This is a genomic window from Halomonas sp. DP8Y7-3, assembly GCF_019801675.1.
In the GTDB taxonomy this organism is placed as follows: domain Bacteria; phylum Pseudomonadota; class Gammaproteobacteria; order Pseudomonadales; family Halomonadaceae; genus Halomonas; species Halomonas litopenaei_A.
Genome location: NZ_JAHVIO010000004.1, coordinates 114,242 through 127,461, shown reverse-complemented (window position 1 = coordinate 127,461; position 13,220 = coordinate 114,242). Strand labels below are relative to the sequence as shown.

The following is a 13,220-nucleotide window of genomic DNA, read 5'->3' as shown; positions in this document are numbered from 1 at the left end:
CGTTCGCGCCCGTGCTGAAGCGCTGCGCGTTTCAAGATCAAGAACGTGGTGACGCGTCAGGCTCCCTCTGCCTGATGTCTCAGGAGCAAGGGCCGTGCCCAGGCGTCATGGGTGCGCCAACTTGCCGCGGCCCTGGCAGGATCGCCAGCGAGAATGCGGGCTGGGGCGGGCTAGGGCAGGCTGGGGCGGGCAGGACGAGCGCGATCGAGGGGCAAGCGAATGTTGCCTAGTGTCATATCGACAAGGTTGTTGCTATCTTTTTGACACTGGTCATGTCAAAAGGACAATGCGGGTGGTCGACTTTCTTCAACAGCTGCGCGGACTGTTGCAGCGGCTGGGTGACCAACAGGGGCCTGAGCTCGCCGAGGCCTGGCAGGGCGTGCTGCGCTCGCTGGTGGCGAGAACGTCGGCGGACGCCAGTGCCTTGCTGGTCGTACACGGGCCAGGGCTTCGACCCGTGGCGATTCAGGGCCTGCCTGATGGGGTCGCGGGCAGAACCTTTGTGCTCCAGGACCATCCTCGCCTGGACGCTATCGCCAAGGCGCCCGGGGTCTGTCGCTTTGCTGCCGACTGTGGGTTACCCGATCCCTATGATGGCCTGCTGGATGACGGCCTGACTCCGGTGCATGACTGCCTGGGTGTCCCGCTGCGCGATGGTGGCGAGCTGATCGGCATGCTGACCCTGGACGCGCTGACCCCGGGAGCCCTCGCCGACTTGGATGACGAGGGTCTGCTGGCTGCTGCCGAGCTACTGGGCACCTGCCTGCGCCTGTCGCAGCGTCTGGACAGTGCGCGTTTGCAGCTGGCCCTGAACCATGCTCCTGAGGGCCATCGCAACCAGCGCCTGGTGGGCTGGCGCAGCGCCACCATGCGCAAGCTGATGGCGTCGGTCGAACTGGTGGCAGCTACCGACATGAGCGTGCTGGTGCACGGGGAAACCGGTGTCGGCAAGGAGCGTATTGCTCACGCCCTGCATCATGGTTCGCGCCGCGACGGGGGGGCCCTGGTGGTGGTGAACTGTGCGGCGTTACCGGCATCACTGATCGAAAGTACCCTGTTCGGCCACCGGCGCGGCGCCTTCTCCGGGGCGGTGAGCGACCACAAAGGCCACTTCCAGATGGCCGACGGTGGCACCCTCGTGCTGGATGAAGTGGGAGAACTGCCACTGGAGCTGCAGCCGAAGCTGCTGCGGGTGCTGCAGGAAGGGGAGATTCAGCCCCTGGGCAGCGATCAGCTGCGCCATGTCGACGTCAGGGTGGTGGCGGTGACCAACCGGGATCTGGCCCAGGAGGTGACCCAGGGACGCTTTCGTGAAGACCTCTATCATCGGCTCAGCGCCTTTCCCCTTGAGGTCCCGCCGCTACGCCAGCGCCTGGATGACGTGATGTTGCTGGCCGGACATTTTCTCGAGCAAAACCGGGTGCGACTTGGCGTCGGCAATCTGCGTCTTAGCGACCAGGCGCGGGCAGCACTGCTCGCATGGCACTGGCCGGGCAACGTGCGTGAGCTGGAGTCCCTGCTGGCCAGGGCGTCGCTGCTGGCGATGGCCGAGGTCGACCGGCTGGCGTCACCGGATGCACGACGCAGAAGCCTGCGTATCGATACCGTCCACCTTGGACTGAAGACACCTCCTCTGACGCGCTCAGCCGCCCACCTCGATGAGCAGGTGAGTGCTCAACGTGGGACGGCACATGACCTATTGCCGCTCAGGCAGGCGACGGACGAGTTCCAGCGCGATTGCATCAGCCAGGCTCTGGCCATGGAGCAGAGCTGGGCCGGAACGGCGCGTCGGCTGGGCATGGACCCGGGCAACCTGCACCGTTTGGCCAAGCGGCTGGGAATGAAGGCCTGAGGGGCGCCCGGAGGCACTAGCGAGGCTGCTATCTGGAGACGGCCAGCAGGAGGACGGTCGGCCTGGCATCAGCAGTGCCTTTGATGTGCATCATGGTGGCGATAGCCAAAGCGGGCCAGACTGGACAAGACCAACGGCTTTACTCGGGTACTTGTCATGTCCTCCATTGCCGATCGCCTGCCGCTGGCACGCCTTGCCTTTCGCCCCTTCTTCTTGCTGGCGGCGGCATTCAGTCTGCTGTCGCTGCTGCTGTGGCTGGGCTACTGGCACGGTGTGTTCCTGCTGTCGCCCCGGGCGGGCATGCTGTGGTGGCACCAGCACGAAATGCTGTTTGGCGTGGTGGCCGCGGTGGTCTCGGGTTTTCTTTTGACCGCGGTGCAGACCTGGACGGGACTGCGTGGCCTGCACGGTGGTCCACTGCTCGGGCTTGTAGCGCTGTGGCTGGCGGCGAGGCTAGGGCTGGCGTTTCCCGGCTTGCCCGAGCCCCTGGTAGTGGCGCTGGACGTCGGCTTTCTTGTGCTGGTCTGTGCGGTGATGGCGGTGATGGTCATCCAAGCCAGGCGCTGGCGTAATCTGGTCTTTATCCCGGTGCTGGCGATTCTGGCCGGGGCCAATCTGGGCAGTCACCTGGGCGTTGCTCGGGGAGACCCGGAGCTGGTACGTCAGTCCTCCTACCTGGCGGTCATGCTGGTCACGTTGATCATGGCCGTGCTGGGGGGGAGGGTCATCCCGATGTTCACCGCCAACCGCATGGGACTCAAGCGACGACCGGCGCTGGGATGGCTGGAAGGTGCGGCACTGGGCAGTCTGGCCGTGGCGGTGCTGCTGCAGCTGGCCCGGACGTTTGGCATTGAGCTGCCTGATGCCCTGCTGGCCAGTATTCTGCTGTTGGCGGCAGTGCTTCACCCGCTGCGTCTGATCCGCTGGCAAGGGGTGGCCACCGCGCGGGAGCCGCTGTTGTGGAGTCTGCACCTGAGCTATGCCTTTGTCCCATTGGGACTGCTGCTGTGGGCGTTCGGGCTGTTCGGTGTCGGCCGCGTGGAGCTGGGCATTCACGCCATCACGGTGGGCGCCATGGGGACCATGATGCTGTCGATGATGTGCCGCGTGTCGCTGGGACATACCGGCCGTCCCATGCGCTGCCTGCCAGGGGTTGGCGTGGCCCTGGGTCTTCTGGTCATCGCCGGACTGTCACGCTCGCTGCTGTTGGCGCTATGGCCTTCGGTAACCCACTGGGTCTACAGCGCCAGTATTGTGTGCTGGTGCGCCGGCTACGGACTGTTCCTGCTGCACTACCTGCCGATACTGAGCGCACCTCGCCTCGACGGTCAGATGGGCTAGCAGCATGTCAGCAAGCCTCTATCTGTTCATAAAATCGCTGCATGTGACGCTGGCCGTGTTCAGCGTGCTGTTCTTCGCCTGGCGCTGGTGTCGTGCGATGCAGGCCGGTCCAGCGGTTGGCTCCCCCACGATGAGAAAGCTCCCTCATGTTCTGGACAGCCTGTTGCTGGCGGCAGGGGTAGCGCTGATGGTGTCGACTTCCCAGTGGCCTCACCAGACACCCTGGCTTGCCGCCAAGCTGACGGCCTTGCTGGCCTATATCGGACTTGGAATGCTGGCCATGCGGCCAACCTTGCCTTTCTGGATACGCAGCGTCGCTGCCTCACTGGCTCTTGTGGTGTTTCTCTACATGCTGGGGGCGGCTCATCGCCACAGTATGCTCTCCTGGTTTTCGTCATTTTCATGACCCGATGGCGGCTCGTCTTTGAGCTGTATCAATGCTTTTCTTTCAGTGTTTATGGTGACGGCATTGTCTCCATTAAGTAGGCGTATCTCTCTGCCAAAAAAGGGTGAATAACGTCACTCCATTAAGTGGTTGATAGGGCGAATCAATCGATAAAATGGGTGATGCACGTCATATTCCGAGTGTTTTTGTCAGGTATAAAGCCTCTCCTCTTCATACAATGAATATCGGCGCCATGGAGGTCTGTCTTTTCGGCGCCATGGGCCAAAACAATGAGGAGGCGTCGTCATGGCCGAGGGTCTGACAAAATCTGCAGCACGCAACATCTTCTATGGTGGCTCACTGTTTTTCTTCCTGATCTTTGTAGCTCTGACGGCGCATAGTCACTGGTACATCGTGAAGGAGTCTACCAGTGCCCTCCCTCTCACCGATTCGGTGAGGGCAGGCAAGCATGTCTGGGAGAAAAACATGTGTATCAACTGCCACAGCATCATGGGTGAGGGGGCCTATTTCGCACCAGAGCTTTCCAATGTATGGACACGCTACAAGGGACGTGACAACCCAGAGGCTGCTAGAGCAGGCCTGGCCGCCTGGATGCGCGCACAGCCGCTAGCGATCCCCGGTCGTCGAAAGATGCCGCACTTTGACATTAGCGACGAAGAAATGACGTCGTTGATCGACTTCCTTCAATGGACCGATGCCATCGATGACCAGAACTGGCCACCCCATGAGTCCGGGTAGCAGCCTCTGGCTATGCCAGCCAGTGGTCGGCAGTCACGAGATGGGGTCGAGAGAGGGATAATCCTGGAGGGATATGCAACATGAAATATGAAACGCAGAAGGTGGCCTACGCCTTCTTTCTGGTCGCCATGGGGCTGTTTGCCCTGCAGGTCGTGTTTGGCATCATGGCCGCAGTGGTCTATGTGTTTCCTGATTTTCTGGCCCAGCTCATGCCGTTTAACGTGATCCGGGTTAGCCATACCAACCTGCTGATTGTGTGGCTGTTGATCGGCTTTATGGGCTGTACCTACTACCTGATGCCGGAAGAGGCTGAACGGGAGATCCATAGTCCGATGCTGGCCTATCTTCAGCTGGGCATCTTCGTGGTCGCGGGCGTCGCCGCCCTGGCGTGCTACCAGCTGGGGATCCATGAGGGGCGTGAATTTCTCGAGCAGCCGTTCTTCGTCAAGGTGCTGATCACGGTGTCCTTCCTGATCTTTCTCTATAACACCAGCATGACCTTGCTCAAGGGCCGCAAGACCACCATCAACCTGGTGTTGATGCTCGGCCTGTGGCTGGCCGCGGTGTTCTGGCTGTTCGCATTCTACAACCCGGGCAACCTGTCGGTGGACAAGGTCTACTGGTGGTGGGTGGTGCATCTCTGGGTGGAAGGCGTGTGGGAGCTGATCATGGCGTCGCTGCTGGGATATCTGCTGATCAAGATGTCCGGGGTGGACCGCGAGGTGATCGAGAAGTGGCTGTACGTCATCGTCGGTCTGTCGCTGTTCTCGGGGCTACTCGGCACCGGACACCACTACTACTGGATCGGCACCCCCAGCTACTGGCAGCCCATCGGCAGCATCTTCTCGACCCTTGAGGTGATTCCGTTCTTCGCCATGGTGGTGTTCTCCTTTGTGATGTTCTGGAAGGGCTCGCGCAATCACCCCAACAAGGCGGCCATGCTGTGGACCATGGGATGCCCGACGGTGGCCTTCTTCGGCGCCGGGGTGTGGGGCTTCATGCATACCCTGTCCTTCATCAACTACTACTCCCACGGCACTCAGGTGACGGCAGCCCATGGCCATCTGGCCTTCTATGGCGCCTACGTGATGCTGATCCTCGGGGTGATCAGCTATGCCATGCCGCAGCTGCGCCGGACTCAGCCCTTCAACCAGGTGCTCAATATGTGGGGCTTCTGGATTCTGACGTCGGCCATGTGCTTCATGACCTTCACCCTGACCTTTGCTGGTGCGGTGCAGACCCATCTGCAGCGGGTGCTGGGAATGAACTACATGGAGGTGCAGGACCAGCTCGGCCTGTTCTACGCCATGCGCCTGGGCACCGGTATCGCTGTGGTGGTGGGCGCGGCGCTACTGCTCTATGCCTTGTTCGGGCCGATTCGCCGAGGCACGGCGGCGGGCTCGACACTGTCTGCTGCCTGACCCGCATCGAGGCCGTCTTAGGGCGGCCTCGACTGTCTGGAGGACCCCCTTGAAGACTCACGCTTCACTCTCACCACTACTCTCACCACTACTCTCACCACTGCCGCGCAGCCTGGCCGCTGACAGCGTACCGTTCTACCAACCTCAGGGTAACGAAGTCGCGCTGTTCGAGCATGCCTATCGCCAGCGGCTGCCGCTGATGCTCAAGGGGCCCACGGGCTGCGGCAAGACGCGTTTCGTGCGTCACATGGCAGCGCGGCTTGGCCTGCCGCTGCATACGGTGGCCTGTCATGATGATCTGACGGCGTCAGATCTGACCGGGCGCTATCTGCTCAAGGGTGGGCAAACCGAGTGGTCCGATGGCCCCCTGACCCGGGCGGTTCGCGACGGTGGGATCTGCTATCTGGATGAGGTGGTGGAAGCACGCAAGGACGTGACCGTGGTGCTGCATCCGCTGACCGATGACCGGCGCCTGCTGCCGCTGGAGCGCACCGGCGAGCAGCTTTTGGCCCCGGATGATTTCATGCTGGTGGTGTCCTACAACCCGGGCTACCAACATATTCTCAAGACCCTCAAGCCCAGCACGCGCCAGCGCTTCGTGGCCATCTCGCTGGACTTTCCCGCGGCATCGGTCGAAGTCGACATCGTAGCCCGGGAGAGCGGCCTGCCCCGTCAGCGCTGCGAGGCGCTGGTCAGCCTGGCCGCCCGGCTCAGGACGATGAAGGGCCAGGATCTGGAGGAGGGCGTCTCGACACGCCTGTTGATCTACTGCGCCAGCTTGATCCAGGCCGGCATGCCGGTGCTGGACGCCGCCCGGGCAGCGCTGCTGGAACCTCTCAGTGACGATCCTGATGTGCTGAAGGGCATCGAGGATGTCGTCACCGCCACGTTCGGGTAGCCACTGTCATGCTGGAGTTTCTTGAGGTCGAGGAGTTCGTGGGCCGTCGCTGGCACCGCTGGGCGTCCCGCGCGGCGAGCTACCCGGAGTATGCCGAGGCGGCGGTTCACCTCGATGAGCTGTCTCGCCCGCTGGGGGTGCTGTTTCGCGCCAGCGGGGGAGACCCGGGCCTGACCATCGAGGCCATCGGCAAGCGTGCCTCTCGCCACCGGCTGTCGTGGCGACAGCGGCTGGGTTTCGATGAAGAGGCGCTGGTGGTGGCGCGGCGAGATCGCGAACACCTGCTGCTGCCGCCGCGCCTGGCGCTGCTGCCCGAATGTGCCTTGAACCTGGACCTGTATCGCTGGTTGGTGATGTTTCTGGCTGAGGCCCGCCCCATCGCTGCCGCGAGCGACCCTCTGGTTCGTGACCTGGCGTCGCTGGCTGAGGCCCGGCGCTGTACCGAGGCCACCCTGGCGCGCTATCCGGGGTTCGCCGCCCGTCACGCGCGACTCTGTCGGGCGCTGCTCAAGGCGCGTCCTCAGCGCCGTGGATTGCCACCGGCAGAGGCCGCCGTGGAGGCGCTGGTTCGCCGCCTGCTGGGGGATGACGCTGGTGAGGCGTCGCCCTGGTGGGACTGGCTCCAGCATGGCGCTGCAAGGACATGCCCTGAGGTGCGGGCACCCAAGGGCTATCGTCACTACCTGCCACTGCCGTTGTGGGGCGAGGCACTGAGCCCCATGACCCTGTGGGGGGCGAGTGATGACGACGAGGACATTGACGATGCGTCAGCCTTGCCCAAGGCGGTCGAGGTGGAAGGTGCCAAGCGCAAGGCCGAGCGACATTATCAGGACCAGTCGGAGAGGGACGATCCGCTGATGCTGAATGCCTCGGAGAAGATGCTGTCCTGGGCGGAGATGGTCAACGTCAACCGTCAGCTGGAGGATGAGGACGAAGAGGCCGCGCGGGAAGCCGCCGACCAGCTCGACGAGATCACCTTGAGTCGCCACCAGCGGCGCGCTGCGTCACGCTTGAACATGTCGCTTGAGCTGGCGCCCCACGCCATTGCCGACAAGGCGCTGGTGGCGAGCCAGCCTGATGAGGTGCTGTACCCCGAGTGGAACTACCGCAAGGGGTGCCTGCTAGCGGACCACTGCCGGGTGATCGTCGAGCCCGCCACCGACGAGGCCGAGCCCTGGCAAGGGGATCTGCAGGCGTCTCGACGGGTGCGCAAGGTGCGCCGACAGTTCGAGGCGCTCAGGCCGCGGCGTGAGTGGCTGAGAGGCCAGGCGGAGGGCGACGAGCTGGATCTTGATGCACTGGTGCGGTGTCGCTGCGACCTGGCGGCAGGGAGCCAGGCCAGCGATCGGCTGTTCGTCGATGCCAGGCCCCAGGGGCGGGATCTGGCGGTGTCGATCCTGATCGACGTATCGCTCTCCACCGATGCCTGGCTCGATAGCCGCCGGGTCATCGACGTGGCCCAGGAAGCACTGATTGTGCTGGGACATGGCATCGCCGACTGTGGCGACGATGTCAGTATTCATAGTTTTACTTCCCAGCGCCGCCACAGGGTCTGGGTGCGCCAGCTCAAGGGCTTTGATGAGCCCATGGGAGAGCGTGTCGAACGCCGCATTTCGGCGCTGACGCCGGGTCACTATACCCGCATGGGACCGGCAATCCGCCATCTGGCGAAGGGGCTGGTGGACCATCCTCGTCGACACCGCCTGGTGCTGGTGCTGACCGACGGCAAGCCGAACGATACCGACTATTACGAGGGACGATACGCCATCGAGGACACCCGCCATGCCGTGCGCGAGGCCATGCGCGACGGGGTGCGGGTGTTCGCGGTGACCATCGATCGCGAGGCGAGCCGCTACCTGAGCCGTATCTTCGGCCGTTCGGGCTACGCTATCGTGCCGCGGCCGGAACATCTGGCGCTTGCGCTGCCGGGCATCTATCGCCAGCTGGTGGCGCAATGAGGGACGTTCGCAGCGATGCCAGCCACCACGACAGGAACCAGCGCAGAGGGAATGCACCACGCCATCGGCTGGCGTTGGTAGCCGGCCTGGCACTGGCAGTGGCGTTGCTGACGCCGCTGGCCTGGCTGATCCATCACCGAGACTGGGGAGTCCTGCTGATGCCGCTGGTCCCCGTGGTGATCTGGTGGACCCTTAAAGTGTGGCGTTATCTGGAGCAGCGATTCCCTGGCTAGCGGACGAGGTCCCGGATACCCACTATTTCGTAGGCAAACTGGGCGCTGTCGTGGCGATAGATGTCGGTTCTCAGCACGCGCTGTCCCAGCAGCACCGCCGGGGAGGAAAAGTTCAGTGCACTCTGGGTGCAGTCACCGTAACCCCACTGGATCTGGTAGTGGTCATCGCTCTGGCGATCCAGCACGAAGGGGTAGGTGACCAGCGCTTCTTCTGCGTGGTCGCGAGCGTAGCCGTAGACCTGCTCGGAGGTCAGGTCGCCGTGTTCGTCGATCACCGCGATCAGGCGGATGGTCTCGCTCGGGTCATCCTCGAAGGTCATGTCAACTTCCACGGCCTTGTTCATCATGGCTCCTTGGGTGTTGGTCGTGTCTTGTCTGTTTCGGGCGGGTCTGTTTCGGGCGGGTCTGTTTCAGTCGGGGCTGTTTTTGGCGGGGGGCTTGGCAGCGAGGCCGCATCAGCCCATTGCCAGCCAGCGCGGCAGCAAGCCCGCCGCCGCGAGGCAAAGTCCCATCACGCCGACCATGATCAAGAGTCCGCCGCGCCAGGCGGAAGGGGCAATACGCAGGTCGAGGTAGTTCGCCAGGATCTGTTGCGCCTTGATCAGGCTGGCGCCGATCACCAGCGTCAGGCCCCACCAGGGCAACTCGCCCCGATGCAGGGCGCTACTGGCCATGGCCAGCAGCGTCATCAGCATCAGTAGCGCCCAGGTTCGCCAGCGGCGTCGTTGCAGGTCGTGGTGCATGGTCGTGGTCCCTTCGATACGGGTGTCGTTGGCGTCATCTCACCAGGTACAGCAGCGGATAAAGCAGCACCCAGACCAGGTCCACCATGTGCCAGAAGGCAGCGACGGTCTCCACCGTATGGGGGTGTGGGCGCCAGGCGGCGATGGCCAGCAGGCATAGACCAAACATGACGTGTGCCGCATGAAAACCGGTCAGACCGATATAGAAAGTGAAGAAGGTGACGCTATTGGGTATTGGGCTGGTAAAGAACTCGAGGTGATATTCGAAAGCCTTGATCACGCAGAACAGGATACCCAGCGCCATGGCGATCCAGAGCCGCTGACGGGTGCGGCGTCGCTGTCGCGCAGAAGGTGGTTGTCGGGAGGCATCGACGGCCAGCGCTGCGGCCAGGCCGCTGGTGAGCAATACCAGGGTATTGAGACCGCCGATCAGCGGCGCGAGATGCTGTTGGCCGAGCAAGAAGGACTGCGGTGCGTTCGCACGGTGCCAGGCAAACACACCGAAGAAGGCCGCGAAGACCAGCAGCTCGCTGAGGATCAACACCCACATCAGCGGGTTGCCAGGCAGGCCCGACAGCGGGCCCCAGCCCGGATTGGGCACAGGGCTGGGCATAGCGCTGGGCATAGCGCTGGGACGCTTATCGCTGGGGCCTTCGATATCACGCCGTCGCTTGAGGTTCGCCATGACGTATCAGTGTGGCGGCGCGTCGGTGAAGCAAATGCGACAGCCCCCAAGCCATGGCGACCATGGGCACGGAATCGCTTGCTGCGCCAACAGTCTACGAATGCCGAGGGCGCAGCGTCCCACCATCCAGATCAGCGCCAGGGTAATACCTGTATAGCCATAGGCCCAGCCGACACGTCCGTTCAGCGCCAGGGCTTCACTGGCAGTACCGATCAGCTGCCACAGGCCAAGCCCCACCAGGCCAGCCGCGACGCCATACCAGAAGGTCGCCAGCTGAAAGCGCAGATGACTGACCAGCAGGGCAGTGGCGGGACGTCGCAGCAGCAGCCACAGATGCGCCACGAGGGCACAGACAGGGGCCGTCACCACCGCCATGACGCTGCCCAGCATCAGGGCATACAGCAGCAGAACCCGACGCTGTTGCGAGTGAGAGGCGGACGGCGGGTGGTGATCGTTGCTGTCCAGTGACAGGGGGCGACTCGGCATGCCTTGTCTCCTGGGCCTACAGGCCGATGCGATGGGCGCGGTCGGTGAAGAAGATGCCGCTCGGTGAGGCGATATCGAGAGTCGCCAGAAGCTCGAAGGTGGCGGTGTCATAGACCACCACCTGGTCGGAGTCACGGGCCGAGATCCATACCTCTTCGCCGCGAGGACTGAACTCCATATGCAGCACGGCCTGGCCTGGCGTCAGCGACCTGATGACATCTCCGCTCTCGCTGTCGAGGACCTGGACCATGTCGTTATCCGGATAGGCGAAGTTGACCCACAGCTGTCGCTGGTCCGGGCGACTCATGACAAACACTGGCTGACCGTGTACCGCGATACGGCGTTCGAGCTGCCAGTCATCGAGACTGGCCATCAGCACCTCATGGCGGCCTACCGCCGGCCACCAGGCGTGATCGTTGGCGATGGTCCAGCCTTCCAGGTGCGGCATCTTGTAGACCGGCAGTGACTCGTCGCCCTGACGGTAGCCGGAAAGCACCGGCTCGACCCCGCGCTCCGGGTGCCACAGGTCGAGTCGGGCCAGGTGGTCCTCGCCGAACAGTCCCGCCACATAGTAGCGGCCGATAGGGTCGATCAAGGCGTCGTAGGGTCGGTCACCGATCTGCGTAAAGCGGGTGACGGTGGGCGCGTCTCCGCTGGCCAGGGGCGTCGTGTCGAGTATCTGAATCTCGTCTGCCTCCCACAGGCTGTAGACGAAGCGGTGGCCAGGCGCATCCACCAGGCCGACCACCTTCGACAGGGCTTCATGACCGCTGTTGTGCTGAACGCTGTTGTGCTGACCGTTGTACTGACCGCCTGATGGATAGCGTGCCGGGACCTCGGCCAGCAGCGTCAGACTATCCGAGTCGAACAGCTTGACCCCGCCGGGCTCATAATTCGCCACCGCCACGATGCGCCCGTCCTGGGATATCGCACCGCCGATGCTGTTGCCTGACTGAATGACCCGGGCGGCGATACGTGCGCACAGCAGGTCCACCTTGGTCAGCCCGCCATCACGCCCGAACACATAGGCGTAGCGCTCGTCACTGGAGAACTTCACCGAGGCATGGGACAGATCCCCAAGCCCCTCGATGCGACCAATCACCTTGTGTGCGCGGCGGTCCACCAGCGCCAGTCGGCCATCTGCCCGCTCCACCACTACGCCGAGTCCTCCGGTGGCACGCAGCTGGCAGGCGTCGGTGTCTTCTGGCAGTGCAGCGGGGGAAGGTGACGTGCCAAGCGAGTCGGTCGTGCGGATCGTCGTGGTGTCCTCGGAACGATCCTGTCCCATGGCAAATCCTGAGCCCAGCACCAGACCAAGCATCAGACCAAGCGACAGCATGGCACGGCAATGTCGCCATGCGATGGATAAGGCGGGCGACAGGGCGGTGGGTGACGTGGGCGCCGGTGACCCTGTCACGGGGCTCGCGTCACGTTGGGAGCCGTGCCCGGAACGGGAAAGCGTGGTGGTCATGGAGACTCCTGGGGAGCAGCAGGCTGATGCTTCAGGGCGTCAGCGATCCAGTGGGCCTGCTGAGGGGACAGCACGCCACGCCATGGCGGCATGGCGGTGCCGGGCAGGCCATCGAGGATAAGCGTGGTCAGGGTGTCGGTGTCATAGGCAGACAGTCGCTCGCTGGTGAGGGGTGGGCCAAGCCCTCCCTTCAAGGTCATGCCGTGGCAGGACCCGCAGTCCTGGTGCAGCAGGTTATCGAGGGCCGCGGAGTCGACACCGTCGGCCGCAGGCGTCGCCGCCGCGACCATGGAGGTTGGGCTCAGCAGTAGGCCTGCTGCCATCAGGCCAGCGGTCATCAGACCGGCTGTCGCCAAGCGGGCTGGCATCCGACTTGCCGCCGCCCAGTGCTTCACCAACCGTCGATGTGGATAGGGTCGCACTACCCACCCCCCGCACCGAGCTGGCGCTAACCGGGTGAAGTGGCGAAAAACATATCGCAATGCCATGGAAACACTGCCTCCAGCGATGGACCTGTTGCGTTCGCCAGTGTCCTTGATTCATCAAGAATATTTATTGATATGGATCGTTGTTTTTCCATTGAAAGCGTTAGTGATGGAAAGAAGTTGTATTGAGTAGTCCAGTTTTAAAGATCTGTCGATGTCCAGGAAAACGGTTAGATGATACGCGTCAATATCTTGCTTGAAATGGCATGAAACTATCTTTTTGCGACAGTAAATAGAGAGGTTTGTTTTCGATAAGCATTTGAAAATAAATATAAATATGGCTGATTGCCAGAAGGGGTGGAAATAGTTGATGAGGATCAAGAGTCAGCAAGAGACCAAGTGAAATTGTCGGGAATGCGCGTTTCCATAATGGCAAGGAGAAACATCGCCGATGGCGGATGCCCTTAGGGCTATCGTCCGGCGTGTTGATAGCGCCAAATGATGACAAGAGTTTTGCGAGAAAAGAGCAATAGCGCGCACAAAAAGAGTGGCAAACACCTGGC

Annotated in this window: 14 protein-coding genes; 8 read left to right on the top strand and 6 right to left on the bottom strand. The window is 62.7% G+C overall.

Features of this window, described 5'->3' with window-relative positions:
* The first annotated feature begins 286 nt into the window (after window positions 1-286).
* The 8 genes from norR to KUV86_RS05750 all read left to right on the top strand — a co-directional run bounded on the left by norR (window position 287) and on the right by KUV86_RS05750 (window position 8,847).
* On the top strand, window positions 287-1,852 hold the full coding sequence (norR, locus tag KUV86_RS05785; RefSeq protein WP_222484022.1) for a nitric oxide reductase transcriptional regulator NorR: 1,566 nt from the start codon (window positions 287-289) through the stop codon (window positions 1,850-1,852).
* Window positions 1,853-2,008: 156 nt separating this feature from the next.
* Window positions 2,009-3,193 carry an NnrS family protein gene (locus tag KUV86_RS05780; protein WP_222484011.1) on the top strand — a complete coding sequence of 395 codons (1,185 nt, stop codon included), beginning with the start codon at window positions 2,009-2,011 and terminating at the stop codon, window positions 3,191-3,193.
* 4 nt (window positions 3,194-3,197) lie between these two features.
* The gene (locus tag KUV86_RS05775) at window positions 3,198-3,599 is read left to right on the top strand and encodes a SirB2 family protein (protein ID WP_222484009.1); all 402 of its coding nucleotides are present in this window, start codon (window positions 3,198-3,200) and stop codon (window positions 3,597-3,599) included.
* Between the two features lie 285 nt (window positions 3,600-3,884).
* On the top strand, window positions 3,885-4,337 hold the full coding sequence (locus KUV86_RS05770; protein ID WP_222484008.1) for a c-type cytochrome: 453 nt from the start codon (window positions 3,885-3,887) through the stop codon (window positions 4,335-4,337).
* An 80-nt stretch (window positions 4,338-4,417) separates the two neighbouring features.
* Window positions 4,418-5,758 carry a cbb3-type cytochrome c oxidase subunit I gene (locus KUV86_RS05765; RefSeq protein ID WP_222484006.1) on the top strand — a complete coding sequence of 447 codons (1,341 nt, stop codon included), beginning with the start codon at window positions 4,418-4,420 and terminating at the stop codon, window positions 5,756-5,758.
* 100 nt (window positions 5,759-5,858) lie between these two features.
* Window positions 5,859-6,656, top strand: a complete 798-nt coding sequence (locus KUV86_RS05760) for a CbbQ/NirQ/NorQ/GpvN family protein (protein ID WP_315900972.1) — start codon at window positions 5,859-5,861, stop codon at window positions 6,654-6,656.
* An 8-nt stretch (window positions 6,657-6,664) separates the two neighbouring features.
* A complete protein-coding gene (locus KUV86_RS05755; RefSeq protein WP_222483999.1) occupies window positions 6,665-8,614 on the top strand; it encodes a nitric oxide reductase activation protein NorD in 1,950 nt (649 codons plus the stop codon).
* Entirely contained in the window at window positions 8,611-8,847 is a 237-nt protein-coding gene (locus KUV86_RS05750) for a hypothetical protein (RefSeq protein ID WP_222484505.1), read from the top strand. The genes KUV86_RS05755 and KUV86_RS05750 overlap by 4 nt, the downstream gene beginning before the upstream one ends.
* Here the strand turns inward: KUV86_RS05750 and KUV86_RS05745 are convergent.
* The 6 genes from KUV86_RS05745 to KUV86_RS05720 form a co-directional block, all read right to left on the bottom strand.
* On the bottom strand, window positions 8,844-9,191 hold the full coding sequence (locus KUV86_RS05745; RefSeq protein WP_222162424.1) for a hypothetical protein: 348 nt from the start codon (window positions 9,189-9,191) through the stop codon (window positions 8,844-8,846). The two genes, KUV86_RS05750 and KUV86_RS05745, sit on opposite strands and share 4 nt — an antisense overlap.
* 111 nt (window positions 9,192-9,302) lie before the next feature.
* Window positions 9,303-9,590 carry a cytochrome C oxidase subunit IV family protein gene (locus KUV86_RS05740; RefSeq protein ID WP_222162425.1) on the bottom strand — a complete coding sequence of 96 codons (288 nt, stop codon included), beginning with the start codon at window positions 9,588-9,590 and terminating at the stop codon, window positions 9,303-9,305.
* Window positions 9,591-9,624: 34 nt separating this feature from the next.
* The gene (locus KUV86_RS05735; protein WP_261397556.1) at window positions 9,625-10,275 is read right to left on the bottom strand and encodes a cytochrome c oxidase subunit 3; all 651 of its coding nucleotides are present in this window, start codon (window positions 10,273-10,275) and stop codon (window positions 9,625-9,627) included.
* A 6-nt stretch (window positions 10,276-10,281) separates the two neighbouring features.
* Entirely contained in the window at window positions 10,282-10,761 is a 480-nt protein-coding gene (locus tag KUV86_RS05730; protein WP_222483997.1) for a hypothetical protein, read from the bottom strand.
* A 16-nt stretch (window positions 10,762-10,777) separates the two neighbouring features.
* Window positions 10,778-12,232 (bottom strand): cytochrome D1 domain-containing protein, encoded by a 1,455-nt coding sequence (locus KUV86_RS05725; protein WP_315900962.1) that lies wholly within the window; start codon window positions 12,230-12,232, stop codon window positions 10,778-10,780.
* On the bottom strand, window positions 12,229-12,600 hold the full coding sequence (locus tag KUV86_RS05720) for a c-type cytochrome (protein ID WP_261397555.1): 372 nt from the start codon (window positions 12,598-12,600) through the stop codon (window positions 12,229-12,231). Before KUV86_RS05720 ends, KUV86_RS05725 begins: the two co-directional genes overlap by 4 nt.
* Window positions 12,601-13,220: the final 620 nt, after the last annotated feature.

Coding starts and splice junctions, on each gene's coding strand:
- KUV86_RS05775 (WP_222484009.1), top strand. CDS start 3,198: ATGTCAGCAAGCCTCTATCTGTTCATAAAATCGCTGCATGTGACGCTG.
- norR (WP_222484022.1), top strand. CDS start 287: ATGCGGGTGGTCGACTTTCTTCAACAGCTGCGCGGACTGTTGCAGCGG.
- KUV86_RS05780 (WP_222484011.1), top strand. CDS start 2,009: ATGTCCTCCATTGCCGATCGCCTGCCGCTGGCACGCCTTGCCTTTCGC.
- KUV86_RS05755 (WP_222483999.1), top strand. CDS start 6,665: ATGCTGGAGTTTCTTGAGGTCGAGGAGTTCGTGGGCCGTCGCTGGCAC.
- KUV86_RS05735 (WP_261397556.1), bottom strand. CDS start 10,275: ATGGCGAACCTCAAGCGACGGCGTGATATCGAAGGCCCCAGCGATAAG.
- KUV86_RS05720 (WP_261397555.1), bottom strand. CDS start 12,600: ATGCCAGCCCGCTTGGCGACAGCCGGTCTGATGACCGCTGGCCTGATG.
- KUV86_RS05770 (WP_222484008.1), top strand. CDS start 3,885: ATGGCCGAGGGTCTGACAAAATCTGCAGCACGCAACATCTTCTATGGT.
- KUV86_RS05745 (WP_222162424.1), bottom strand. CDS start 9,191: ATGAACAAGGCCGTGGAAGTTGACATGACCTTCGAGGATGACCCGAGC.
- KUV86_RS05740 (WP_222162425.1), bottom strand. CDS start 9,590: ATGCACCACGACCTGCAACGACGCCGCTGGCGAACCTGGGCGCTACTG.
- KUV86_RS05725 (WP_315900962.1), bottom strand. CDS start 12,232: ATGACCACCACGCTTTCCCGTTCCGGGCACGGCTCCCAACGTGACGCG.
- KUV86_RS05730 (WP_222483997.1), bottom strand. CDS start 10,761: ATGCCGAGTCGCCCCCTGTCACTGGACAGCAACGATCACCACCCGCCG.
- KUV86_RS05765 (WP_222484006.1), top strand. CDS start 4,418: ATGAAATATGAAACGCAGAAGGTGGCCTACGCCTTCTTTCTGGTCGCC.
- KUV86_RS05750 (WP_222484505.1), top strand. CDS start 8,611: ATGAGGGACGTTCGCAGCGATGCCAGCCACCACGACAGGAACCAGCGC.